The sequence below is a fragment of the Kitasatospora sp. NPDC028055 genome (assembly GCF_040637885.1).
GTDB lineage: Bacteria > Actinomycetota > Actinomycetes > Streptomycetales > Streptomycetaceae > Kitasatospora.
Genome location: NZ_JBEZXE010000004.1, coordinates 241,153 through 264,814, shown reverse-complemented (window position 1 = coordinate 264,814; position 23,662 = coordinate 241,153). Strand labels below are relative to the sequence as shown.

The 23,662-nt window shown below is 73.6% G+C and carries 23 protein-coding genes; 9 read left to right on the top strand and 14 right to left on the bottom strand.

Going from position 1 to position 23,662, the window contains the following annotated elements; translation table 11 throughout:
• Positions 1-91: 91 nt before the first annotated feature.
• Positions 92-826, bottom strand: coding sequence for a carbon-nitrogen hydrolase family protein (locus tag AB0F71_RS08525; RefSeq protein WP_360229923.1), 735 nt, complete (start codon positions 824-826; stop codon positions 92-94).
• Positions 827-956: 130 nt separating this feature from the next.
• Here AB0F71_RS08525 and AB0F71_RS08520 point away from each other — a divergent pair, with 130 nt between their 5' ends.
• Both AB0F71_RS08520 and AB0F71_RS08515 read left to right on the top strand, forming a co-directional pair.
• On the top strand, positions 957-1,280 hold the full coding sequence (locus AB0F71_RS08520) for a hypothetical protein (protein WP_360229921.1): 324 nt from the start codon (positions 957-959) through the stop codon (positions 1,278-1,280).
• 235 nt (positions 1,281-1,515) lie between these two features.
• Positions 1,516-3,396, top strand: a complete 1,881-nt coding sequence (locus tag AB0F71_RS08515) for a cholesterol oxidase substrate-binding domain-containing protein (protein WP_360229919.1) — start codon at positions 1,516-1,518, stop codon at positions 3,394-3,396.
• A 216-nt stretch (positions 3,397-3,612) separates the two neighbouring features.
• Here AB0F71_RS08515 and AB0F71_RS08510 read toward each other — a convergent pair whose 3' ends face one another.
• Positions 3,613-4,203, bottom strand: coding sequence for an XRE family transcriptional regulator (locus AB0F71_RS08510; protein ID WP_360229917.1), 591 nt, complete (start codon positions 4,201-4,203; stop codon positions 3,613-3,615).
• Between the two features lie 203 nt (positions 4,204-4,406).
• On the opposite strand from AB0F71_RS08510, the gene AB0F71_RS08505 reads away from it, so the two are divergent.
• On the top strand, positions 4,407-5,123 hold the full coding sequence (locus AB0F71_RS08505; protein WP_360229915.1) for an AzlC family ABC transporter permease: 717 nt from the start codon (positions 4,407-4,409) through the stop codon (positions 5,121-5,123).
• Entirely contained in the window at positions 5,120-5,431 is a 312-nt protein-coding gene (locus AB0F71_RS08500; RefSeq protein WP_360229913.1) for an AzlD domain-containing protein, read from the top strand. Before AB0F71_RS08505 ends, AB0F71_RS08500 begins: the two co-directional genes overlap by 4 nt.
• Positions 5,432-5,531: 100 nt before the next feature.
• Here the strand turns inward: AB0F71_RS08500 and AB0F71_RS08495 are convergent, their stop codons facing one another.
• Together AB0F71_RS08495 and AB0F71_RS08490 are read right to left on the bottom strand one after the other, a co-directional pair.
• Positions 5,532-5,846, bottom strand: coding sequence for a hypothetical protein (locus tag AB0F71_RS08495; RefSeq protein ID WP_360229911.1), 315 nt, complete (start codon positions 5,844-5,846; stop codon positions 5,532-5,534).
• Positions 5,847-5,942: 96 nt separating this feature from the next.
• Positions 5,943-6,482 carry a GNAT family N-acetyltransferase gene (locus AB0F71_RS08490; protein WP_360229910.1) on the bottom strand — a complete coding sequence of 180 codons (540 nt, stop codon included), beginning with the start codon at positions 6,480-6,482 and terminating at the stop codon, positions 5,943-5,945.
• 89 nt (positions 6,483-6,571) lie between these two features.
• Here AB0F71_RS08490 and AB0F71_RS08485 point away from each other — a divergent pair, with 89 nt between their 5' ends.
• The 5 genes from AB0F71_RS08485 (at position 6,572) to AB0F71_RS08465 (ending at position 12,003) form a co-directional block, all read left to right on the top strand.
• Positions 6,572-7,768: an acyl-CoA dehydrogenase family protein gene (locus AB0F71_RS08485; protein ID WP_360229908.1), complete on the top strand. Its 1,197-nt coding sequence runs from the start codon at positions 6,572-6,574 to the stop codon at positions 7,766-7,768.
• Positions 7,769-7,840: 72 nt separating this feature from the next.
• The gene (locus AB0F71_RS08480; RefSeq protein ID WP_360229906.1) at positions 7,841-8,218 is read left to right on the top strand and encodes an ADP-ribosylation/crystallin J1; all 378 of its coding nucleotides are present in this window, start codon (positions 7,841-7,843) and stop codon (positions 8,216-8,218) included.
• Positions 8,219-8,611: 393 nt separating this feature from the next.
• Entirely contained in the window at positions 8,612-9,490 is an 879-nt protein-coding gene (locus AB0F71_RS08475; protein WP_360229904.1) for an alkaline phosphatase family protein, read from the top strand.
• A gap of 470 nt (positions 9,491-9,960) precedes the next feature.
• Positions 9,961-10,443, top strand: coding sequence for a hypothetical protein (locus tag AB0F71_RS08470; protein WP_360229902.1), 483 nt, complete (start codon positions 9,961-9,963; stop codon positions 10,441-10,443).
• A 231-nt stretch (positions 10,444-10,674) separates the two neighbouring features.
• Complete coding sequence (locus AB0F71_RS08465) at positions 10,675-12,003, top strand: multidrug effflux MFS transporter (protein ID WP_360229900.1); 1,329 nt, start codon at positions 10,675-10,677, stop codon at positions 12,001-12,003.
• 118 nt (positions 12,004-12,121) lie between these two features.
• On the opposite strand, the gene AB0F71_RS08460 is transcribed toward AB0F71_RS08465, so the two are convergent.
• The 10 genes from AB0F71_RS08460 to AB0F71_RS08415 form a co-directional block, all read right to left on the bottom strand.
• Positions 12,122-13,864 carry a glycosyl hydrolase family 18 protein gene (locus tag AB0F71_RS08460; RefSeq protein ID WP_360229898.1) on the bottom strand — a complete coding sequence of 581 codons (1,743 nt, stop codon included), beginning with the start codon at positions 13,862-13,864 and terminating at the stop codon, positions 12,122-12,124.
• Between the two features lie 488 nt (positions 13,865-14,352).
• Positions 14,353-14,931 carry a hypothetical protein gene (locus AB0F71_RS08455; RefSeq protein ID WP_360229896.1) on the bottom strand — a complete coding sequence of 193 codons (579 nt, stop codon included), beginning with the start codon at positions 14,929-14,931 and terminating at the stop codon, positions 14,353-14,355.
• A gap of 210 nt (positions 14,932-15,141) precedes the next feature.
• Positions 15,142-16,116, bottom strand: coding sequence for an ABC transporter substrate-binding protein (locus tag AB0F71_RS08450; protein ID WP_360229894.1), 975 nt, complete (start codon positions 16,114-16,116; stop codon positions 15,142-15,144).
• 51 nt (positions 16,117-16,167) lie between these two features.
• Complete coding sequence (locus AB0F71_RS08445) at positions 16,168-16,845, bottom strand: ABC transporter permease (RefSeq protein ID WP_360229892.1); 678 nt, start codon at positions 16,843-16,845, stop codon at positions 16,168-16,170.
• The gene (locus tag AB0F71_RS08440; protein WP_188303439.1) at positions 16,842-17,510 is read right to left on the bottom strand and encodes an ABC transporter permease; all 669 of its coding nucleotides are present in this window, start codon (positions 17,508-17,510) and stop codon (positions 16,842-16,844) included. The genes AB0F71_RS08445 and AB0F71_RS08440 overlap by 4 nt, the downstream gene beginning before the upstream one ends.
• Positions 17,500-18,669: an ATP-binding cassette domain-containing protein gene (locus AB0F71_RS08435; RefSeq protein WP_360229890.1), complete on the bottom strand. Its 1,170-nt coding sequence runs from the start codon at positions 18,667-18,669 to the stop codon at positions 17,500-17,502. Before AB0F71_RS08435 ends, AB0F71_RS08440 begins: the two co-directional genes overlap by 11 nt.
• A gap of 286 nt (positions 18,670-18,955) precedes the next feature.
• Complete coding sequence (locus AB0F71_RS08430; RefSeq protein WP_360229888.1) at positions 18,956-19,342, bottom strand: rhodanese-like domain-containing protein; 387 nt, start codon at positions 19,340-19,342, stop codon at positions 18,956-18,958.
• The gene (locus AB0F71_RS08425) at positions 19,336-19,923 is read right to left on the bottom strand and encodes a cysteine dioxygenase (protein WP_360229886.1); all 588 of its coding nucleotides are present in this window, start codon (positions 19,921-19,923) and stop codon (positions 19,336-19,338) included. Before AB0F71_RS08425 ends, AB0F71_RS08430 begins: the two co-directional genes overlap by 7 nt.
• A 260-nt stretch (positions 19,924-20,183) precedes the next feature.
• Positions 20,184-20,261, bottom strand: a complete 78-nt coding sequence (locus AB0F71_RS08420) for a putative leader peptide (RefSeq protein ID WP_101948289.1) — start codon at positions 20,259-20,261, stop codon at positions 20,184-20,186.
• A gap of 136 nt (positions 20,262-20,397) precedes the next feature.
• Positions 20,398-23,553, bottom strand: coding sequence for a hypothetical protein (locus AB0F71_RS08415; protein ID WP_360229884.1), 3,156 nt, complete (start codon positions 23,551-23,553; stop codon positions 20,398-20,400).
• Between the last annotated feature and the right edge of the window lie 109 nt (positions 23,554-23,662).

The following is a 23,662-nucleotide window of genomic DNA, read 5'->3' as shown; positions in this document are numbered from 1 at the left end:
GGGAGTCCATGCGGAGCATCGGCGACTGACGACAACGCGGCGAGGTGCGTGCCCCGGCGTCGCGCGCCCGGCGGGAATTGTCAGACACGCCCTAGCGCCGGGGCAGCTCGGCGCGGACCAGCTCGCCCGGCTCGGTGCCGGCCTGGGCGACGGACGATCCGTCGGGTGCCCAGATCCCGGAACCGCCCGAGCTGTCCGGGTACTCGCCGGTGGACCCCGCGGACGTGGACAGCACGACCCAGACCCCGTGCGCGGTGGCGCGCGCCCGGCAGTGCCCGTCCCGCCGCTCGGCCTGCGCGGCGCCCGGGCCGTACAGGGTGGAGGCGACGTAGGCGTCGATGCCGAGCGCGGCGGTCTCCTCGGCGTGCGTCGGGTCGGCGGCGTCGGCGCAGACCGCGAGGCCCAGCCGCAGCCCGTCCAGCTCCAGCACGACGGGCTTCTCGCCCGGGGTGAAGCGGTCGGGCTCGCCCTCGCCGTGCAGGCGCATCTTCCGGTAGACGACGGTGGCGCTCTGGCCGGTGACCGCCAGGGTGGCGATCGACTCGTGCCCGTCGGCCTCCGCTACCGGCGCGCCGACCAGCGCGAGGGCGCCGGTGGCGGCGCAGGCCTCGACCAGCGGGGCGAGCCGCGGGTCGGCCGGGTCGACGGCGGGGGCGGCCAGGTCGTAGCCGGTCAGCGACAGCTCGGGGAACACCACCAGGCGGGTCCCCGCCGCCCGGACGGCCTCGGCGTGCCGCTCGACGTTGACGGCCAGGGTGTCCGGGCGGCCGCGCTCGGCGCAGAGGGGCTGGGCCACGGTGACGGTCAGCGGCGCGGACAAGGGCATGGCGGGGCCTCCGGGCAGGTGGGGGCGGGGGTCAAGATCAACCTATGCGGCCGGCGAGGAGCTGGGCAAGGGCCGGGAACCCGGTCCGGCCAGGCTGGACGCCCGCCACACCGAGCCCCACCATGGCGGCATGAACAGCAACGATGCCGCCGCCACCCGCTACGAGGCGATCGCTGACGAACTGGCGCCCCGGGGCGCCCACCGCTCCAAGATGTTCGGCATGCCCTGTCTGAAAGACACCGACGGCAAGGCCTTCGCCGGGTTGCACGGGGACGAACTTGTCTGCCGGCTCGGCCGGGAATCGGCGGAGCACGCGGAGGCGCTCGCCCTGACGGGGGCGCACCTGTTCGACCCGGCGGGCGGGCGACCGATGAAGGACTGGGTCTGCCTGCCCGGTACGGCGGCCGACCGGTGGCAGCGTTACGCGGAGGCCGCCCTCGCGGCGCCACGCTGAACCCGGCCCTGCCGGAGGCGGCGCGACTACCGCCGGGGCAGCTCGGCGCGGACGGAGTGGACAGTGGACGGGTCTCGCCCGTTCGCGCCATGATCACTCGAACGAGTGAGATCCCGGCCGGAACGCTTCAAACTGTCGTACGGCACTTCGTACGCTCCTGACCGGGTCAGGCGGATGCCGACCGCCCCGGAGCGCCGCGATCCGGCCCGGGGAACCGATGCAGGGGGCGGACCGGATGACCACAGAACACGACGGCAACGACACCCACCGCGGCCTGACCAGGCGACAACTGCTCGGCGCCTCCGCGGCGCTCGGCGGCGCTGCCTGGCTGCTGCGCGGAACCATCGGCCCGGACAGCGCCGAGGCGGCCACACCCGTACCGCCCGGCCTTCCCGCCGGCACCGAGCTGTACCAGCGGGTGTTCCAGAACTGGTCCGGCGAGATCCGCACCGACCAGCTGTGGACCTGCGCGCCACGCACCCCCGAGGAGGTCCCGGCCCTCGCCGACTGGGCGCACGCCAACGGCTGGCGGCTTCGCGCCACCGGCTACCGGCACACCTGGGCGCCGCTCACCGTCGCCAACGGCACCCCGGCCGACGCCCGGGTCCTGCTCGTGGACACCAACCGGTACCTCACCGCCGTCACCGCCGACTCGCCCACCACCGTGCGTGCGCAGACCGGCGCGAGCATGGAGGCGCTGCTCGCCCACCTGTCCGACCGGGGCCTCGGCCTGACGGCCTGCCCGGCGCCGGGCGACCTCACCGTCGGCGGAGTGCTCGCCATCGGCGGCCACGGCACCGCCACCGGCGCCGGCGGCGAACTGCGCCCGGACGGGCACGGCTACGGCTCGGTCAGCAACCAGGTGGTCAAGCTCACCGCCGTCGTCCTCGACCCGGCGACCGGCCGCTACGCGCTGCGCACCTTCGACCGCGCCGAGGCCGACAGCGCCGCGTTCCTGGTCCACCTGGGCCGCGCCTTCCTCACCGAGGTCGTGCTGCGCGTCGGAGCCGACCGCCCGCTGCGCTGCGTCAGTCGGCTGGACATCCCGGCGAGCGACCTGTTCGCCCGCCCCGGCACCGCCACCGGGGGCGGCGGGCTGCTCGGCGGAGTGTTGGGCGGAGTACTGGGCGGCGGCGGTGGCCCGCGCGCCCTCGCCGACTTCGTCGAGCGCGACGGCCGGGTCGAGGCGATCTGGTTCGCCTACACCGACTACCCGTGGCTCAAGACCTGGACCGTCGCCCCGAGCAAGCCGCTCGCCTCCCGGGCCGTCGACCAGCCCTACAACTACCCTTTCTCGGACAGCATTCCGGAACCGGTCGCCCGACTGGCCGGCCAAATCGTCTCCGGCGCCTGGGGATCGGCCCCGCTGTTCGGTCAACTCCAGTACCTGATCGCCAAGGTGGCGCTCACTGGCGACCTCACCGACGTCCTGCTCTCCGGCGGACTGCTGCGCGACCTGCTCACCGGCGACCTGATCACCCACCTGCTCGCCGGCGGCCTGCGCTCCGACCTCTGGGGCCCCTCGCGCGCCCTGCTGCAGTACGTCCGGCCCACCACGCTGCGCGTCACCGCCAACGGCTACGCGATCTTGACCAAGCGCGCCGACCTGCAGTGGGTGGTCAGCGAATTCGCCGCCTACTACCGGCAGTTGCTCGGCGAGTACCAGGCCAGGGGCGAGTTCCCGGTGAACGGCGCGGTGGAGATCCGGGTCACCGGCCTGGACGACCCGTCCTACTCCGGCGTCCCCGGGGCCCGGCCCCCGTTGCTGTCCGCGCTGCGGCCCCGGGCGGACCGCCCGGAGTGGGACACCGCGGTCTGGCTCGATGTCCTCGCCTTCCCCGGCACGCCCGGACTGGAGCGCTTCGCCCGGGACTTGGAGCAGTGGCTGCTGCGTACCTTCGACGGCACCCGGGCCGGGGTGCGGGTCGAGTGGTCCAAGGGGTGGGCGTACACGGCGGACGCCGCCTGGGCCGACCAGGACCTGATCGGCCGGGTCATTCCCGACAGCCTGCGCGCCGGGGGCGGGCCCGGCTGGGACGAGGCGGTCGCCACGCTCGACCGGTACGACCCGCACCGGGTGTTCGGGAACCCGTTCCTGGATGGGCTGCTGAGGTAGCCCGGGCCTCCGGGCCGGGAGGTGGCGGTGGGCGGCCGACGCTGACGAACGGCGGGTGACAGCGAACGGATAACAGATAACAGCTGACAGATTTCGAAATCTGTCAGCTGTTATCTGTTTGCTGTCATCTGTTCGCGGCCGCACCCGCTACCCGCTACCCGCTGCCCGCCGGTCGCCACCCGCTGGGGGCCAGTCGCCGCAGCCGGCGGCGGTGCGTCAGATGTGCTCCATCACGATCACCGCGAGGGTGTCCGGGGCCAGTGCGCGGAACACGTGGGGGGCGTCCCCGGGATAGCTGATGTAGTCGCCCGGGCCGAGTTCGACCGGCGACTCGGTCGGGCCGACCAGGGCCCGGCCCGAGCCGATCAGCACGTGCTCGACAGTGCCGGGCATGTGGGGCTCGGAGGCCCGGGTGTCGCCCGGCTGGGCCTCGATCCGGTAGATGTCGCGCCGGGCGTTCGGCGGGCAGGAGGAGAGTACTGTGGCCGCGTAGTTGGCCTGCTCGGAGTGGGTCACCGGGCCCTCGCCGGCCCGGAGCACCTTGACGGTGGGGCGCGGCGGGTCGACCAGTCGGCTGAACGGCACGTTCAGCGCGACCCCCAGTGCCCAGAGCGTCTCCACGCTGGGGTTGCCCGCGCCCGACTCCAGCTGCGAGAGCGTCGACTTGGCGATGCCAGCGCGGCGGGCCAGCTCGGCCATCGACAGGCCGCTGCGTTCGCGTTCGCGCCGGATGGACGCGGCGATCTGGCCGATCAGCTCCGTGCCGGAGCCGTTGGCGCCCTCGGGCCGGGTGGTCCGGTCACTCATGCTCGCCACTCACGCTTTCTCCAGGCTCCTTCGGTCGGCTTCCCGCTGGTGGTGCCGTTCATGCTGCCACGGCCGGCCTCCGGGAGAGTCGCTACGGGCTTCGAGGGCGTTCGTCACATCGGTCCTTCCGTTCGCCTTGACGAACATCGACTCTTGGGTTCACGCTAATGAACATGCGTTCGCTACTCCGAACACTCGAACATGTGACCCTCCGCGACATCGCCCTGGTCTGTGTCGCCGACGCGCTCGTCGGCGCCTCCTTCGGCGCGATCAGCGTGTCCGGCGGCCTGCCGCTCTGGGTGCCGACCGCCCTGTCCGTCCTGGTCTTCGCGGGCGGCTCGCAGTTCGCAGCCGTCGGCATAGTGCTCTCCGGGGGAGGCGTGCTCGCGGCCGTCACCACCGGGCTGGTGCTCAACGCCCGGCTGCTGCCGTTCGGCTTCGCGGTCGCCGACGTGCTCCAGGGCCCTTGGTGGCAAAGGCTGTTCGGGGCACAGATGCTCACCGACGAGAGTGCGGCCTTCGCGCTGCAGCAGCACGAACCGCGCCGCCGTCGGGCGGCGTTCTGGGTCTGCGGGGTCTCGCTGTTCGTGGTGTGGAACGTCGCGGTGCTGCTCGGGGGCCTCGCCGGCGGGCTGATCGGTGACACCGACGCGCTCGGGCTGGACGCCGCCTTCCCGGCCGTGCTGCTCGCGCTGGTGCTGCCCTCGCTCGCCGACCGCGCGACTCGTACGGCCGCGGTGGTGGGCGCGGTGGTGGCCGTCGCGGCCACGCCCTTCGTGCCGGGCGGGCTGCCGGTGCTGCTGGCCCTGGTCGGGCTGCTGTTCGCCGGGCGGCCCGGACCGGGGCTCGGACCTGGGGCACCGGCTGAACCGGGGGAGCAGGAGGCCGCCCCGGCGGCCGTGAAGGAGGAGGCCCGATGATGCCGCTGTACGCGATCCTGCTGCTGGGCGCCGGGACGTACGCCTACCGGGTGGCCGGCCCGCTGCTCGGGCACCGGCTCGCGCTCTCGGCGCGGATCCGGCACCTGCTGGCCGTCGCGGCGGCGGTGCTGCTGGTCGCACTGGTGGCGACCGGTGCGCTGACCCAGGGGCACGGCTTCGCCGGGTGGGCCCGCCCGGCGGGGGTGCTGGTCGCGGGTGTGCTCGCCTGGCGTCGGGCGCCGTTCCCGGTGGTGGTCGTGGCCGGGGCGGCGACGGCGGCGGTGCTGAGGCTGTGCGGGGTGGGGTGACGGCAGGCCGAGCGCGGCGGACGGCAAACGGCTGACAGTATTCAGCGAACAGATAACAGATTTCGAAATCTGTTATCTGTTCGCTGTCATCTGTCAGTCGTCAGTCGTCACTCGTCAACCGCTCCGCCTGCACCTCGGGCCGCTTGCTGTCCCACAGCAGCTCCCACACCTTGAACACACAGTGGTAGTCCCGCATGCTCCCCCGCGAGATCAGCAGGTAGGTGTCCCCGTCCCGCAGCAGTGTCTGCTGCCGGCTGCTCATGGGGTGCTCCGGGGTGTAGGTCGGGACGATCCGCCGCAGCTCCGCGACGGCCTCCTCCCGGGTGCCCTCGACCTCGCCGAGCACCTTGTTGCCCCAGGTCCGGTCCTTGCCGATGCCCACCGTCTCCTCGACGACCAGCGCCCAACGTGCCATGTCCCGCCTCCCCTTCCGTGTTCCGTACCGGCCGTTCGGATTCGTACCGGCCGTTCGCGCTCGAATCGGCCGTTCCCGTTCGGCCCGCCCGAGCCGTCAGCGCACCAGCGACTTGAAGAAGATGGTGGTCGGCTGCAGCACGCCGGTCGTGTCGGCCGCGTAGTCGGGCACCGAGCCGACCCGGGTCCAGCCCTCCGCCTCGTACATCCGCTCGGCCGGGCTGCCCGTCACGGTGTCCAGCACCAGTAGCCGGATCCCCGAGCCCGCCGCCCGCTCCTCCAGCGCCGCCAGCAGCCGCCCGGCCAGCCGCTGCCCGCGGTCCGCCGGGTGCACCATCAGCTTGGCCACCTCGCCCCGGTGCCGCCCGTTCGCCGTCGTGGCCGGCCGCAGCTGCACCGTCCCGGCGAGCCGCCCGTCGGCCGCCGCCCGGGCGGTCCACAGCACCAGCCGGCCGGCCGCGAGCTCCGGGACCAGCGCCCGCCACCACGCCACGGACTCGCCCGGCTCCAGCGGGGCGAGGAAGCCGACCGAGGCACCGCCGTCGACGGTCTCCGTCAGCAGCCCGGCGAACTCGGCGACCGAGGAGTCCAGTTCCTCGGCCGTCACCTCGTCGACCACGTACCCGGTGCCGGACATGTCGCCTTCCTCACTCGCTCCCGTCGGTCCCTGACCGGGCGGGTTGCGGAATACTCGCCGATGTCCCGCCGAGACTACAAGGAGCTTCAATGCCGAAGCCGACCCGGATCGACCCGGCCGACCTGCTCGCGGTCGGCGACCTCCTGACCGACGAGGAGCGGCTGGTCCGCGACACCGTCCGCCGGTTCACCGAGGAGCGGATCCGCCCGCACATCGGCGACTGGTTCGAGCGCGGTGTCTTCCCGGCCCGCGAACTCGCCCCCGAACTCGGCGCGCTGGGCGTGCTCGGCATGCACCTCGACGGCTACGGCTGCGCGGGCGCCGACGCGGTGGCGTACGGGGTCGCCTGCATGGAACTGGAGGCGGCCGACTCGGGGCTGCGCAGCTTCGTCTCGGTCCAGGGCTCGCTGGCGATGCGCTCGATCCACGCCTTCGGCTCGGAGGAGCAGAAGCAGCGCTGGCTGCCCGGCATGGCGGCCGGTGAGCTGATCGGCTGCTTCGGCCTCACCGAGCCCGACTTCGGCTCGGACCCGGCGAACATGCGCACCCGGGCGGTCCGCAAGGGCGGCAAGGGCGGCGAGGGCGGCGACTGGGTGCTGTCCGGCAGCAAGATGTGGATCACCAACGGCAGCATCGCCGACGTCGCCGTGGTCTGGGCGCAGACCGAGGAGGGCGTGCGCGGCTTCCTGGTCGAGCGCGGCACCCGCGGCCTGACCGCGACCGACGTGCACGGCAAGCTCTCCCTGCGCGCCTCCGTCACCAGCGAGCTGGCCTTCGACGAGGTGGTGCTGCCCGCCGACGCCGTGCTGCCCGGCGTCACCGGCCTGCGCGGCCCGCTCTCCTCCCTCAACGAGGCCCGCTACGGCATCCTCTGGGGCACCGTCGGCGCCGCCCGCGACTGCTACACCGCCGCCCTGGACTACGCGAAGAGCCGGATCCAGTTCGACCGCCCGATCGCCGGCTTCCAGCTGACCCAGCAGAAGCTGGTCGAGATGATGCTGGAGGTCGAGAAGGCGTATTTGGTGGCCCTGCGGATCGGCCGGCTCAAGGAGGAGGGCGCGGCCCGCCCGCCGCACGTCAGCTTCGGCAAGCTCAACAACGTGCGCACCGCGCTGGAGATCGCCCGCAGCGCCCGGACCGTCCTCGGCGCCAACGGCATCACCACCGAGTACCCGGTGCTGCGGCACGCCAACAACCTGGAGTCGGTGCTCACCTACGAGGGCACCAGCGAGATCCACACCCTGGTCCTCGGTGAGGCCATCACCGGTGAGTCCGCCTACCGCTGACGAGCCGTCCACCCACCCTGAGCAGCGAATAACCGGTGGCCGGGCCCCTCGCGGCCCGGCTACCGTCCCGCCATGACCAGTCAGCCCGCCCGGCAGCAGCCCCCGACCACCACCCTCTGGCGCCCCACCGGCCCGCAGGAACTGGCCCTGGTCGAGGCCGCCGACTGGCGTGCCTGGCCGGCCCGGCTGCCCGAGCAGCCGATCTTCTACCCCGTGCTGAACGAGGACTACGCGGTCCGGATCGCCCGCGACTGGAACGTGCCCGCCTCCGGCGTCGGCTACGTCACCCGCTTCGAGGTGGAGACGGACTTCCTCGCCCGCTACCCGGTGCAGCGGGCCGGTGGCCGGACGATCCTCGAACTCTGGGTCCCGGCGGAGGAGTTGGCGGAGTTCAACCGGCACATCGTCGGCCGGATCGAGGTCGTGCACGAGTTCCGGCCGGAGGGCTGACGGCCCTGCGCGCGCCCGTCCTGCTCGCCTGCCGGCTCGCCTGCCTGGACGCCGCGTCACCCGGCCTTCGCCAAGCCGCCCGCCGACAGGTCCTTTCCGCCCGCCGTCCACCCGGACGGCACCGGCTGCCCCGCACCGGCGAGCGGATCGGCCCGGACACCCCCGTCCTGGTCAGCGAGCCGGTGGCCATCGCCGCCGAGTACCGGGTGTTCCTGCCCGACGGGGAGGCACGCACGGGCGGCCGCCACGCCCGCTTCGGCTCCCGACACCTCACGGACACCTGCTGTTCGGCGCCCCGTCGCCGACCGGTACGGCCGGCCGTGAAGCATGGCGCGGTCGGCGGCGCCCTCGGCGGGCGCGGCCGGGTGTGCACGACCGAGAGGAAGCCCCACCATGTCCGCAGTCCAGTGGCCCCGCCCCCGCGTCCTCGTGGTCGGGATCGACGGAGTCCGCCACGACTACCTCGCCCAGGTGCCGATGCCGCGCCTCCAGGAGGTTGCCGAGGCCGGGTTCCTGGTGCCGGTGACCGTCGCGGACTCCACCCCGACGATGTCCGGACCGTGCTGGGCCACCATCGTGACCGGCGTCGAGCCCGCCAAGCACGGCGTCTGGGGCAACCACCTCGGCGGCAACCGGCTGGACGTCTTCCCCGACTTCGCCACCCGCCTCAACCGCGGCGACCGCCGCCGCACCTTCGTCGCGGCCGGCTGGGACCCGCTGATGATCAACGAGTCCGGCGGGCCGCTCTTTCGCGCCCCCGGCAGGCTCTCCTACGTGGCTCCTGCCGAGGACACCCCCGAGGCTTGGGAGACCGTCGACGAGGAGGTCACCCGGGAGGCCGTCCACGTCCTCGGCACCGCCGACCCCGAGGCCTCCTTCGTCTACCTGGGCGCCGTGGACGAGACCGCCCACTTCCTCGGCTGCGGCGAGGAGTACCGCGCCTCCATGCGCACCGCCGACGAGCGCCTCGGCCGGCTGCTCGACGCCGTCCGCGGCCGGGAGGACTACCCGCAGGAGCAGTGGACCGTCATCGTGGTCACCGACCACGGGCACGTCGACGCCGGCGGCCACGGCGGCCGTACCGTCGAGGAGCGGACCGCCTGGGTCGCCTGCGCCGGGCACGACATCCCGGCCGGCCCGCCCACCGGCGAGATCCGCCACCCCGACGTGGCCGCCCAGGTGTATGCCTCGCTGCTGCGCCCGATCGACCCGCACTGGACCCTGGACGGCCGCCCCTTCCCCGTCGCCCGGCCGGTCCCCGCGACCGTCTGACCCGGCGCCCCGCCCCCGTTCGTCGCGCGCCCGGCCCATGCCCGCCCGCGGGCCGGTGCCCCGGGTGCAGCACACCGGGCTGCGGCGGGGCCCAGCCTGCGTCAGGCTCGATCGGGGCTCGGGACGTACCCGGGCCCGGCGTGGCGGCCCGAGCGCCGGAGCGGCACCCGCCTGCCTCCGGGGCCGGCCCCACGGACGTACGCCTGAAGGTGGAGACGGTACCCCGTGGGTTGGATGCACGATCGCGACCTGGTGGTGACGATCCGGAAGGTCGGTCCGCGCCACCATGGATACACCCGGACGGCGGACCGTTCAGCCCGGACGGGTCGCGGACGGGCCGGCGGCGGTCCCGGCCGCACCGGACGCAGCACGGGCGCCGCACGCAGCAGGCGCACAGCACGCAGCACAGGCATCGGACGTACCGGGCACACCGGACGCATCGGCACCGCACACGGAGAGGGCAGCCAGGCATGAAGGGCATCGTGAGCAAGGTCGCGCTGGGAGTCGCGGGCACCGGCATGGCCGTCGCCGTGGCAGCGGTGGCAGTCGGCCCGCGGGTGTCCGAGTGGTACGACGGGCGTCACCAGGAGCAGGCCGCGTTCGACAGCGGCTCGCAGGCCAAGGCCGAACGCCGCTCGGTGCCGACCTGGCTGCCCGACAACGCCTCCTCGGTCAGGTACCTGATGTCCACCACCGGCGACGACCGGCTGCTGCGGGCCACCCTCCCCGAGGGCCGGCTGCCCGCCGGCTGCAACACCGGGGTGCCGGGCAAGGGGCCGCACCCGGTGCCGGTCTCGCTCAAGGCGGGCTGGTTCCCGGAGGGCATCGCGGCCAAGGCCAGCGGCACCTGCGGGCACTACAATGTGACGCTCACCGGCAACCAGCTCTACGCGTGGCAGGACGGCGCGACGCTGCAGGCGGCCCTTCGCGCCGAGCAGGTCGCCAAGCACTGAGGGTGCTGATCGGGCGTTGACCGGGCGCTGATCCCGGATCAGCTGTCCTGACCAGGGAACGAACGGCCCGCCGGGCACCGGAAGGTGCGGGCGGGCCTTCGTCGTGCGCGTGCTGTGGATCGGCCGGTGGGCGGATCCGTCCCGGTGCACCCCTGCCGTCGTCGCGCCCGAGGTGCTGCGATAGGACGGACCGCGAACGAACCCCGCGTCACCGCGTCCGTTAGGAGAGCCATGCCCGGCCCGACCGTCGGTCCCACCGACGACACGTCGACCGATCCAGCCCCAGCTCCAGCCTCAGCCCAGGTCCAGGCCCCGGCGTCCGGCAGGTCGGCAGCCGCCGGCCGGGCCACCGTCGTCGTCCTCGGAGGCCTCACCGCGCTCGGCCCGCTCACCACCGACCTCTACCTGCCCGGCCTGCCCGCGATCGCAGACGACCTGGTCGCCGAACCGGCCGCCGTCCAGCTCACCCTCACCTTCTCGATGATCGGGGTCGCGGCCGGGCAACTGCTCTTCGGGCCGCTCAGCGACCGCTTCGGGCGCCGTCCGCCGCTGCTCGCCGGGCTGGTCGTCTACACCCTGTCCAGCGTGGTGTGCGTGTTCGCGCCGAACCTGTCGGTGCTGATCGCGGCCCGCTTCGTCCAGGGCGCGGCCGGGTCGGCCGGACTGGTCATCGGACGGGCCGTCGCCCGGGACCGCTTCCAGGGCGTGGCAATGCTGCGCTTCCTCGCCTCGATCGCGCTGATCTCCGGACTGGCACCGATCCTCGCCCCGATCATCGGGGCGCAGCTGATGCGCTTCACCTCCTGGCGCGGCACCTTCGGGGCGCTCACGGCGCTCGGGCTGCTGCTCACCCTGGCCGCGTTCGGCGCGCTGCGCGAGAGCCTGCCGCCGCAGGCCCGGGACGGCGGCGGGGTGGGCGCGACGCTGCGCACGATGGCGCGGCTGCTGAGCCACCGGCCCTTCCTGGGACTGGCGTTGACCAGCTCGCTGGCGTTCGGCGCACTGTTCGGGTACATCAGCGGGTCGTCGACGGTCCTCCAGCACGTCTACCAGGTGTCCCCGCAGACCTACAGCCTGCTGTTCGGGCTGAACTCGCTCTCCATCGTGGTGATGACCCAGCTGAACGGGCGGGTGCTGGCGCCGCGCTTCGCCGCGCGGTCGCTGATGCTGGCCGGGCTCGGGACGGCTGTCGCGGCCGGGGCGGCTCTGGTGTTGCTGACCACGGTGTGGGACTTCGGGTTGGCCGGGTTCTGCCCGCCGCTGTTCGTGCTGATGGGCAGTCTCGGGGTGGTGCTGCCGAACACGGCGGCGCAGGCGCTGAGCCTGGTGGAGCCGCAGGCGGCCGGGACGGCCTCGGCGCTGCTGGGGACGGGCAACTTCCTGTGCGGCGCGGTGGTCGCGCCGTTGAGCAGCCTCGGCGGGCGACCGTCGGCGACCCTGCTCGCGCTGGTGGTGCTGGGCTGCGGTGCGCTGGCGCTGGCGACGTACGCGGCGCTGTGCCGGCCGGGGCGGCTGCGGGAGGCGGCGGAGGGGGCAGAGGGGGCGACCGAGCGGGCCTGACAGATGACGACAGACGGATAACAGCTGACAGATGTTGAAATCTGTCAGCTGTTATCCGTTATCTGTTTTCTGTTATCTGTTACTTGTCAGCTGTCATCTGCCAGCTGTCGCCCGTCGCTCAGGAGATCGAGAAGTCGTCCCCGTAGACGCTGCCCTGCCCGTACCAGCCGTGCAGGTACACCGTGACGCTGCCGGAGGCGTCGGTGGTGAAGGGGACGGAGAGCTTGGTCCAGCCCGAGGAGATGGTCCAGGTGCTGGCGTTGGCGCCACCGCTGACGCCCAGGTAGGCGTAGTTGCCCTGCACCCAACCGCTCAGCGTGTAGCTGGTGTTGGGCTTGAGCGTCAGGGTCTGGGTGCAGTCGCCGGTCTGGCTCGCGGAGGCCGCGGCCTGCAGTGCGTACGAGCCGGAGTGGACCGGCGTGGTCACGATGCCGCCACCGCTCTGGCAGGTCCAGGGGGCCGCCTTGCCGGTCTCCAGGTCACCGTTGACCAGGCCGGTCGACGGGGCCGTGCCGGTGACGGTAAGCGAGTAGGTCGCCGTGTGGCTGCCGGAGGGCGCGGTGGCCGTCACGGTCAGCGGGTAGGTGCCCGCCGCGGTGCCCGAGGTGGTGGCGATGTTCAGGGTGGCGCCGTTTCCGGCGGTGACGCTGCCGGGGGTGACGGTGGCGGTGACACCGGCCGGGGCGCCGCTGACCGAGAGGTTGACGTTCTGTGCCGAGCCCGCCGTGACCGCCGTCGCGATCGCCGCCGAGGTCGACGAACCCGCCTTCACGGTGGCGGAGTTCGGGTTCACCGCGACCGAGAAGTCGTTGGTCACCGTCGATCCGCCGGTGAAGGGCGCGAAGATGTGGGTGAAGTCCCAGGTGTTCTGGTTGATCCCGGAGCAGGAGTCGTCCCCGCCCTTGCCCGGGCAACTGCCGTTGTCGCGCTGGAGCGCCCAGAAGGACAGCGTGTTGATGCCCTTCGACACCGCCCAGTTGTACACGGTGGTGGCGTTGGCGACCGTGAAGGTCTCGGCCGCGCCGAAGTCGTCGATGCCGACCATCTCGATGATCCCGATCGAACCCCACAGCTGTGAGGGGGACTTGGCCGGGTAGAGCTGGGCCAGCTGGTTGTACAGGCCCTGCGCCGAGGTCTGGGTGTCCGCCGCCATGTCGTGGGTGGCGTTGTCGTAGTAGTCGAAGGTCATCATGTTGACGACGTCGATCCGCGCCTTGTTGCTGACGGCGTTGCGCAGCACCGCGAGGCCGTTGTCGGCCAGCCCGCTGGTGGTGGTCGGCAGCGTGTAGGAGAACTGCACGTTGCGCCCGTTGGCTGCGGCCCAGTCCTGCACGACCTTGATCGCCTTGTTCCGGCGGTCGATGCCGGCCGTGTTGGTCAGCGAGTTGTCCTCGATGTCGAGGTCGATCCGGCTGATGTCGTAGGTGGTGATCAGGTTCTCGTAGGCGGCCGCGATCTGGTTGACGTCGGTGCAGCTGTCGGCCAGTTCGGTGCCGGTGTTGTCGGCGGTGTAGCCGCCGAAGGAGGGGATCACGTCCCCGCCGTTGGCGCGGATGGTGGCGATGTCGGCGCCGAAGGTGGAGGAGGACACCGGCTTTGAGGTGTCGCCGTTCCAGTACGGGGTGCAGGAGCCCTTGGTGGCGGCCTGGAGGAAGGCCATCGTCAGGTACTTGGCGCCGGACTGGGCGGCCAGGGTGGCGGGGCTCTGGCCGGTCCAGGACTCGAAGTAGGGCGCGAAGACCCGGCTGGGGAGCGGGGTGGCGGCCTGGGCGGAGCCCGTCCCGGTGGCGACCAGACCGGCCGAGGCAGCCAGTGTGACGCAGGCCGTCAGCGCGGCCCGGAGGGTTCTGCGAAGACGCATGGATTCTCCAACAGACGTGGTGGGGGAGGATGTTGGGGCGTGCGGGCCGTGGGGCGTCCGGTGGTCGTGTGGGGTCGACCGTGCGGACGTCCGGGGCCGGGGATCGGGTGCGGGGAATCGAGTGCGGGGAATCGGGTGCAGGGGGCGTTCGATGCGGACGTGAGGGCGTGCGGAGCCCGCCGCCTCGCGTGGAGGCGGGCGGCGGTGCGAGAGGTGCGCACGCCGTAGGGAGCGGGGGTGGAGCGGAGCAGGGCAGGGCAGTGCCTCAGCCGCCGGTGGTCACACCCCCACAGTGCATCCCGGTCGGATCGACATGCTTATGTTTGGACTAGACCACTGGTCTGTCAAGAGAGCTAACAGTTCGTCAGCGGACGGCCCCGGCCGTCGAAGGGCGGGGACGCCGATGGCCGCGCACCCGGCGGACGGGGCGCGGCCACGGCTGCCCGGAGCTCAGGACACCGGGCGGTTCGGGGGTGGTGCGGGAGGCGTCAGCGCGCCGCCGGGCAGAGGGTGGCACGCAGCGCGTCGTCGATCTTCGCGGCCGTGTCCGGTCCGAAGCCCTGCGGATGCTCGGGCGAGGTGAAGTGCTGGTCGGCCAGTTGGGCCAGCTTCGCCTTGTCCTTGGGGTACTGGTACAGCGCCTGGCACTGCTTGCGGGCCTGTTCCACCACCTGGTCGGGCTTGCCGCCGACGATCGCCGGGTCGATCGCGTTCAGTGCGGCGACCACCTTGCCGGTCAGGTCGGCGTCCGGCTTGGCAGGCAGGCCGGCGTCGGCGGGCGGTGCGGGCTTGGCCGGGGCCGAGCCGTCCGCGCCGGGCGTGGAGCCCGGGTCGGCGGGTGCGGACGGTGCGGCCGTCGCGGGTGCCGGGGCGCCTGCCGAGGCCGTGGCGGTGGCGTCGGCGGTGGCGGCGGCGGTGGGGGAGCCGGCCGCGACGGTGGCCTTGGCCGAGCTCGAGCCGGAGCCCGAGCTCGAGCCGGAGCCCGAGCTCGAAGCGGAACTGGAGCAGGCAGCGAGGCTCACCGCGGCGAGTGCCGTGAGGGAGGCGGCGAGGAGACGAGTGCGCATGGCGCCACACTGTCATGTTCGCGGCGTAGAAGGGAAGGTCCGGTGGGACTGCTGCGAAGGGCGCGGAAACGGCGAACGGCGGCCCCGGAGGAAGCCCCTCCGTGCCGCCGCCCGCCGTGCCGCTGTCCGCTGTCCGCTGTCCACCGCCCGCCGATTCCCGGGCAGGGCAGGGCCGGGCCGAGTCGGGCGGCGGACGGCTAGGTCGGACCGTCAGCCCAGCCCGTTGCTCTTCAGCCAGTCCTTGGCCACCGCCGACGGGTCCTCCTTGTCGACCGAGACCCGCTTCATCAGCGCCGTCAGCCCGGCCGTGTCGAGCTTGGCCGACACCGCGTTGAGCGCCGCCGTCGCGTTGGCGTCCACGCCCGCCTTGTTGACCAGCGGGGTGACGTTCTGCGCGCCGAAGACGTTCTTCGGGTCGCTCAGCGGCACCAGCTTGTACTGGACGATCTTCGGGTCGGTGGTGAACACGTTGCCGACCTGGATGCTGCCGTCCTTGAGCGCGTTCGCGGTGGTGTCGGCGGTGGGCTTCCACTCCTTGAAGGTCAGCCCGTAGACGTCCTTGAACTGCTGCTCGCGGCGGGTCTTGAACTCCGGCGGACCGCCGATGGTGAACTCGCCGGCCTTGGCCGCGAGGTCCGTGATGCTCTTGAGGCTGTACTTGTCGGCGGTCTCCTGGGTGACGCTGAGCGAGTCCTTGTCCTCCGCGGGGGAGGAGTCGAGGATGGCCAGCGAGGCGGGCAGTGCCTTGGTCAGCGCCGCGTTCACGTCCGGGGTGGTGACGGCGGTGTTCTTGGCGTCCAGGTACGCGAGCAGCGCGCCGTTGTACTCGGGCAGGACGGTCAGGTTGCCGCTCTGCAGCTGCCCGTAGAGCACCTCGCGGCTGCCGATGTTGAACTTCTCCTGGACCTTGACGCCCTTGGCCTTGAGGGCCTGCGAGTAGATCGAGCCGAGCAGCACGTTCTCCGGGAAGTTCGCCGAGCCGACCACCACGGTCCCGCCGGAACCACCGGAACCACCGGAGCCGCCCGAGGCGGCACCGCCGGAGGCCGTGGCACCGGCGGAGGCGCTCGACCCGCCGCCGAGCGGGTCGCTGCTGCCCGAGGAGCCGCAGGCGGTGGCGCCCAGGGCGAGTGCGGCGAGGGTGCCGAGGAGTACGGCGCGGCGGCTTCCGCTGAATGTCGACATGATGACAGTTGTCCTTCCGGAGCGAATGGGAGAGAGAAGCAGGGAGGGGCCTCAGCGGGTCCGGCGCTGGGCGCGCACCCCGGGCGGGAGCGCGAACCGGGCGAGCAGGGCGAAGAACAGTTGGGCACCGACCGCGAGCAGCACCACCAGCAGCGCGCCGCCCACGGTCACCGCGTACTGCCGGGTGGCCAGCCCGTCGATGACGTAGCGGCCCAGGCCGCCCAGCCCGACGTAGGCGGCCACCGTGGCGGTCGCGATCACCTGGACGGTCGCGGTCCGGAAGCCCGCCAGCAGGGTCGGCGCGGAGGAGGGCAGGCAGACCTGGAACAGCACCTGCGGGTGGGTCAGGCCGATCCCGCGCGCGGCGTCCCGGACGTCCGGATCGGTGCCGCGCACCCCCTCGACGGCCGCCACCAGCAGCGGCGGCGCGGCCAGGGCGACCAGCGGGAACAGGACGGCGGTGTCGCCGACCCCGGCGAGCAGCACCGCGAGCGTGACCAGGCCCAGAGTGGGCAGGGCGCGGGCGGCCCCCGCCAGCGCGGTGACCACCGTGACGCCGCGCCCGGTGTAGCCGATCAGCAGCCCGAGCGGGACGGCCAGCAGCGCCGCGAAGAGCAGGGCCTCGCCGGAGAGCAGCAGGTGCTCGGAGACCCGGTGCACGATCGAGTCCGGGCCGCTGCGGCGGTCCGGGGCGGAGAAGAAGTCGCTCAGCCAGTTCAGCCAGTTCACGAGCCCGCCCCCTGCTCCCGGACGGCCCACGGCGCGAGCAGCCGGCGGGCGGCCACCAGCAGCAGGTCGACGGCCAGCGCCAGCACGGCGATCAGCACGATCCCGGCCACGATCGGGGTCGGGAAGGTCCGCTGGAACCCGTCGATGAACAGGTAGCCCAGCCCACCGCGGCCGATCAGGGCGCCGACGCTGGCCAGCGAGATGCTGGACACCGCCGCGACCCGCAGCCCGGCGATCAGGTACGGCACGGCGGCGGGCAGTTCGACGGCGGTCAGCCGGTGCCAGGGCCCGTACCCCATCGCGGTGGCGGCCTGCCGGACGGAGTCCGGGACGGCGCGCAGCCCGTCCACCGTGGTCGGCAGCAGGACGGCGAGGGCGTAGAAGGTGAGCGGGATCATCACGGTCGCCTGGGTGGCGAGCCCGGTGTACGGGATCAGCACCACGAAGACGGCCAGTGAGGGCAGCGCGTAGACGATGTTGAAGACGGCGGACAGCGGCTGGTAGAGCCGGGGGAAGCGGGCGCAGGCCAGGCCGAGCGGAACCGCCAGCAGCAGGCCGATGAGCACCGGGACCAGGGCGATCACGGCGTGGTCGGCGAGCAGGTTGCCGAGGTAGCCGAGGTGGTCGCCGATCCAGTACCAGCGGACGATCGGTTCATCGTCCACCGTCGGCTCCGTCCGTCGGGGACTGCGGGAGCGCTTCGTCTGCCTGGTCCGCCTCGTGCGCCCCGTCCGCCTCGTCCGTCACGGCCGCCTTGTCCGTCACGGCCGCCCGGTTCGCCTTGGTGAGGGCGACCGGCGTGAGCGCGGCCAGGACGGCCTCCCGGCCCGCGGTGCCGACCGCCCGGCCGTCGGCGTCCAGCGCGACCGCGACCCCGGCGGGGGAGAGCACGGCGGCGTCCAGGGCGGCGCGCAGGGTGTCGGTGTCCGGGCGGTAGCCGGCGGCCGGCCGCAGTTCGGTGGCCCCGGCGGCACGGTCGATCCAGCCGATCGGGCGGCGCTCGTCGTCCAGGGCCAACTCCCAGCCCCCGTGGCGGAGTCCGTCCTCGATCGGGCGGAGCTCGACGGCCTTCGCGGGCCGCAGGCCCAGGCCGCGCAGGCCCCGGTCGCGGCCGAGGAAAGCGGCCACGCCGTCGTCCGCGGGGGCGGTCAGCAGGGTGTGCGGGTCGGCCAGCTGGGCGATCCGGCCGTGCTCGCGCAGCACCACGACCTGGTCGCCGAGCCGGACGGCCTCCTCGATGTCGTGGGTGACGAACAGCACGGTCTTGTGCAGCTCGGACTGCAGGCGCAGCAGTTCCTCCTGGAGGCCGGCCCGCACCACCGGGTCGACGGCGCTGAACGGTTCGTCCATCAGCAGCACTGGCGGGTCGGCGGCCAGCGCCCGGGCCACGCCGACCCGCTGCTGCTGGCCGCCGGACAGCTGGAACGGGTAGCGCTTGGCGGTCTCGGGGGCGAGGCCGACCAGCTCCAGCAGTTCGGCGGCCCGGGCCCGGGCCTTCTTGCGGTCCCAGCCGAGCAGGTAGGGGACGGTGGCGATGTTGTCGATCACCTTGCGGTGCGGGAACAGCCCCGCCTGCTGGATCACGTACCCGATGCCTCGGCGCAGCTTGGCGGGTTCCAGTTCGGCGACGTCGGTGCCGTCCAGCAGCACCCGGCCCGAGGTGGGCTCGACCATCCGGTTGACCATGCGCAGAAGGGTGGTCTTGCCGCACCCGGAGGGCCCGACCAGGACGGTTATCCGACCGGTCGGGACTTCCAGGTCCAGTCCCTCGACCGCGATGGTGCCGTCTGGGTGGCGCTTGCCGGCGCCCTCGAATCTGATCACGGAGTGTTTCCTCGTCAGGGCGCCCCGGGGAGGCGGCGCCTGTGTCGGTCGGTCTTTCGGGTCGTTCGGTTGGCGGCGGTCGCACCGCCCGGGCGTTCTTCCGCCCGCCTGGCTGCCCAGCTTCGGACCGGCGGAAACTCTGATCAGATTATGACCTGCATCATCTCCTGTCCCTGATTTACCGCCCGGCACGCGGCATGACTCCCGGCCCGGCGGCCCGGTGCCCCGTGAGGTGACCCGGGCTCAGCCGCCCGGGAACACCCCTCGTGACCTCGGGCCCGAGGGTTCAGCCGCCCGGACGGGTCGGCAGCCCGGACGCCGCCCAGCCGACGAAACCGCCGTCGAGATCGGTCGCCCGGTGCAGCCCGAGCTCGCGCAGCGAGGCCGCGGCCAGGCTGGAGGCATAGCCCTCGGAGCAGACCACGATCACCTCGACGTCGTAGCCCGAGGCCTCGGGGATGCGGTGACTGCCCGTGGGGTCGAGCCGCCACTCCAGCACGTTGCGCTCGATGACCAGCGCGCCCGGGATGCCGCCCTCGGCGGCCCGCTGCGCCGCCGGACGGATGTCCACCAGCAGCGCGCCGTCCAGCTGGGCCTGGTACGCCTCCCGGGCGCGCGGGCGGTGGACGCCCTCGCGGGCCCGCTCCACCAGGTCGTCGATCGTGGTCACCATTGCTCCGGTCCTTCCTCAGAGGTGCGGACGAGCCCGCCGGCCCGCAGGTCGTAGTGCGCCATCGAGCTCAGCGGGGGCGAGTAGGCGTGCAGGGTGACGGCCGGGCCCGAGGCGGTGTTGCGCACGTCGTGCACGTACTCCGGGCCGAAGGCGCGGGCCGTGCCGGCCGGGACCCTGCGGATCAGCAGGCCCTGGTCCGGGCCGCCGAGGGACAGCTCCTCCAACTCGCCGAGCGCGACGGTGAACGCACCGCGCGAGCCGCCGTGGTCGTGGAAGCCGGTCGACTGGCCGGGCAGCCAGCTGATCAGCCAGACCTCGTGGTCGTCCTCGGCGACCAGTCGCTGGTACCAGCGCTCCTCGGTGGAGAGCCGGACCAGGTGGATCCACTGGTCGGGCCGCTCGGCCAGCTCCCGGACCACGGTCCGCAGGGTGCTCGGGCTGAGCGGGGGCCGTGCGGGGTCGGTGGCTGGGTCTGCGGCGGAGCCGGTGGCTGGGACGGCGGTGGGGTCTCCGGTGGGGTCGGCGGCTGGGGGTGGCTCGGGGCTGCGGGTCGGGTTCTCGGTTGCGAGGTCCAGGCTCATGGGGCGTCCTCGGGTGCGGCGGGAACGTCGGGAGGGGCGCTCGGATCCGGCGGCGGGGCCGCGGGGTGCGGCTGTTGCGGCCGTGGTTGCGGCTGCTGCGACGTGGCGGTGACGGGCGCGGGCCGGCGGAGCGGCCCGCACCCGGCCGGGCACGGCACGTGCGGTGCCGCCGGGCGGGCGGGTTTCAGGACTGCGGGTACGGCTGCACGGTGCGGGCCCTGGCAGTGGTCACAGGGCGGAACCGGCGAAGTGGAACAGGGTCAACAGGCACAGATGGAACTCGCCTGGCGTCGCAGATCGACGTGCAGGCGGCAAACCAGAGTGGTGCCGGAGTCCATGCCCCGGATCTTTTCCGAGCCGGTCGGACGAAGTCAAGCCGGGGCGCCCGTTTGTTGCCGCCTGTTGCGCCTTGTGGACGGGAGACGCGGCGCCCCGGCCAGGGGCGCCGGCTCAGCCCTCTGCTCAGCGTTCTGTTCAGCTCTCGGTCCGGTCCCCGGCGGGCGGCTCGGATGCTGCGGGCGGCCCACCGCGCGGCTGCGCGGGCACGGGTGGGGGTGCGGGTGTGGGCGCAGGTGCGGTGGCGGCGGCCGCAGCGGCGGACAGCGCCCGTTCGATCACCGGTCCGGCCTGCTCGCCCAGGTAGCGGCCGAGCGTCTGGTAGGCGTCGAACTGCTGGTGGTCGAACCACTGGTCGCTGGTGCCGTCGTTCGGGAAGGCCGGGTGGGCCACCGCGTAGGACTGCAGCTCGTACGGCATGTCGGCGGTCAGCACCGCCTGGAGGACGATCAGCGTGCCGTGCCGTTCGGAGTCGGGCTCGCCGTCGATGGCCGGGTAGTGGACATCCCCGGTGATCACGCCCCGGGCCGAGAGCCGTTCGGAGAGCTGGGCCGCCAGCCCGCGCAGGGGAGTTCCGCCATCGGTGCCGGCCCCGTCGGCGCTGGTGGCGCTGCCCGGGATCAACAGCTCCGGCCGGTGCAGGGTGATGACGATGCCGAGCTCCTCGCGGGCCAGGGTGATCGCGGCGGCCAGGTTGGCGGCGCAGCCGGAGTCCCCGCTGGCGTCGATGCTCACCGCCGTCCGGACCCGGTGCCGCAGCAGTTCGACCAGCCCGAGATTCTCGTAGTGCCCGCCGTCGGTGGTGAGCAGGAAGCGGTCGTCCGCCGGGAACCGGCCGGTCAGCTCGCGGAGTTGGTAGGGCAGCCGGCGTACGGCGGGCTGCCCGGCGCGACGCCAGTCAGGCGTGCCGGACCAGGCCGGGCCGAGCTCCGCCGGGTTGGGCAGCCACGTCCCGAGCCGGGCGTTGGTGACCGCGAACAGGCCCTGGTAGACCTTGGACTGGCGGCCCATCGCGGAGGAGAAGGCAGCGCCGGAGACGGCCATCGCGGACTGCACGGTGAGGTCCCGGGCGATGTGCCGACGCGTCCGCCGCTCCAGCAGGTCGGTGCGCGCGTAGCCGATGTCCGGGCCGCCCACGTAGTCGTACGAGAGGGAGAAGGAGACCGCCCGACGGCCGGGCGGGGTACGGGAGTTGCCGGACAGGTTGGCCGCCGCCGAGAAGATCACCTGGGGGAAGTCGGGGTGCCGGGCGCCGTAGTGGCTCAGCCAGGTCTGCTCCCGGTGGAAGTCGTACGGGCGGGCGAGCGAGCGGCCGCCCTCGGTGACCCGGCGGACGGCGAAGGCCGAGGCCAGGCGCAGCCGGTAGAACGGGTGCAGGCTCATCCAGGTCTGGTCGAGGTTGAGCCCGACCGCGCCGAGCACCAGCGGCAGCAGCACCTGGACGGCCGTCGGCCAGGCGTACCCGGTGGCGACCGCCCAGCCGAGGGCCAGCAGCGCGCCGGCCGTCAGGGCACTGAGGGCGGCCCAGACCACCAGGTACTGCGGGAGGTTGGCGGTCAGCCCGCCGCCGAGCCGGCCCGCGCCGCGCAGCGCCCCGGCGGCCGCGCGCACGCCGCCGCCGATCGCCCGGCGGTCGCGCCAGAGTATGCCGAGCAGCAGGGCGAGGTAGCTGAGCACCACGGTCAGGCTGAGCCCCGCGCCGGTCAGTTGCGGCCCGGCCGCCAGCGCCTGTTGGAGCCGGACCGCGCCCCAGGCCAGCCCCGGCACCGCCAGCACCCCGAGGGCCAGCAGCCCGGCCAGCGCGAGCGCGGCGTAGTTGAGCCGGCGCAGCGTGCGCGGCAGCAGCGCGTGCCAGCCGAGTGGTGGGAAGGCCAGCAGCCACAGCAGCCAGCAGCAGGCCGCCGCGCCCAGCAGCACGCCGAGGGCGGCCAACGCGGGGGCGCGGAACTCCAACCCGCCCGGCACGGCGCCCGGGTGGCGCAGGCCGGCGGCGGCCAGTGCGTCCAGGTCGGCGAGCGGGACGGCGTGGTAGAAGCGGCTGAGGCCGAGGCCGAGCACCAGGACGGCGGCCAGCAGCAGGCTGAGCGCCGAGAGCACGCCGCGCAGCAGCGTGCCGAGGGCGACCAGCCACTCGCCGGTGCCGTCGGCGATGTACTTGCTGTGGCGGCGGAGGTGGTCCTCCTCCGGGGAGCCGGGCTCCAGCACCGTGTCGGCCGTCAGGCCCGAGACGGCGCGCACCGGGCTGCCGGGCGCGGAGTCGCTGAGCGCGAGCTGCAGCGCGCCCACGGTGTACCCGCCGCCGGAGACGGAGACCAGGTAGCGGGCCCGTTTCAGCCACGGGCGCAGGGCCTGGAGTGCGCCGAGCGTGACGCAGGCCGAGCGGATACCGCCGCCCGAGGCGCAGAAGCCCAGCTCGGCGGGCTCGCGGCCGGGCGGCACCCGGCCGGCGTCCCGCCAGTGGGCGTGGGTGCCGGGAGCGTCGGGTGGCGTCGCGGCCTCCGGCCGCCGGGGGCCGGGACGGGAGTCGTGCGGCGACTCGTCCGGTGACTCGCGCGGTGGCTCGTGCTGCGATCCGTGCGGCGGTTCGGGCGGTGGTTCGGGCCGGGACGCGTGTCGGAGCCCGTGCCGGGGCCCGTGCAGCGGGTGGCCGTGCCGGGTGAGGACGGGCCAGGGCGGTATCAGCGCCGGGCGGTCCGGATCGGCGTCGTCACCCGGTTTCACCGCCGTGGCGCGCAGCCCGCGAGCGGCCCTGGCGGCCGTCACCGCGAGCAGGGCCGCGGCCGTCACCCCGGCGGGCAGGAGTAGCAGCCGGCTGACGGTGGTGAGCGCCGCCGCCACCACGAAGGGAGTGTCGGAGTCGGCGTGGTCGAGCCCCAGGCGCAGCAGGACGTTCGCGGCGAGGTCGCAGCCGGCGGCGAGCAGCCCGGCGACCCCGACCACCAGGGGCGCCCCCAGTCTGCGGCGCTGACCGAGCACGTACCCGCCCAGCAGGGCCGCGGCCGTCAGCGTCAGCCCGTAGCCGGCGATCAGCCAGGGCTCGCTGCCCAGGGCGGCCCGGTACGCCCCGGAGCTCCCGCCGACCACCGCCTCGGCGGCCGCCCGGGAGCCGGCCAGGCGCAGGGCCGTCAGCCCGGCCCGCGGCACCCGCCCGGGGGCGAGGAGGAGGCCGCCGACGAGCGGCAGCAGGGCTCCGGGGGCGAGCAGCAGGCCCGCCCAGGCGGGTAGGGCGGGCGGCCGCCCCGCCGGCGCCGACGTACCCGCCGTGCGCTCCGCGCGCTCGTCCGTCGCCGTCATCAGTACCACCCCCCGTTCGGCCCCCTGCCGACCGTCGATCGCCGCGGCCGATCCCCGTGTTTGATTGCCGCATCCGACCCCGGATGATCAGCGCATGATCAGCGCATCA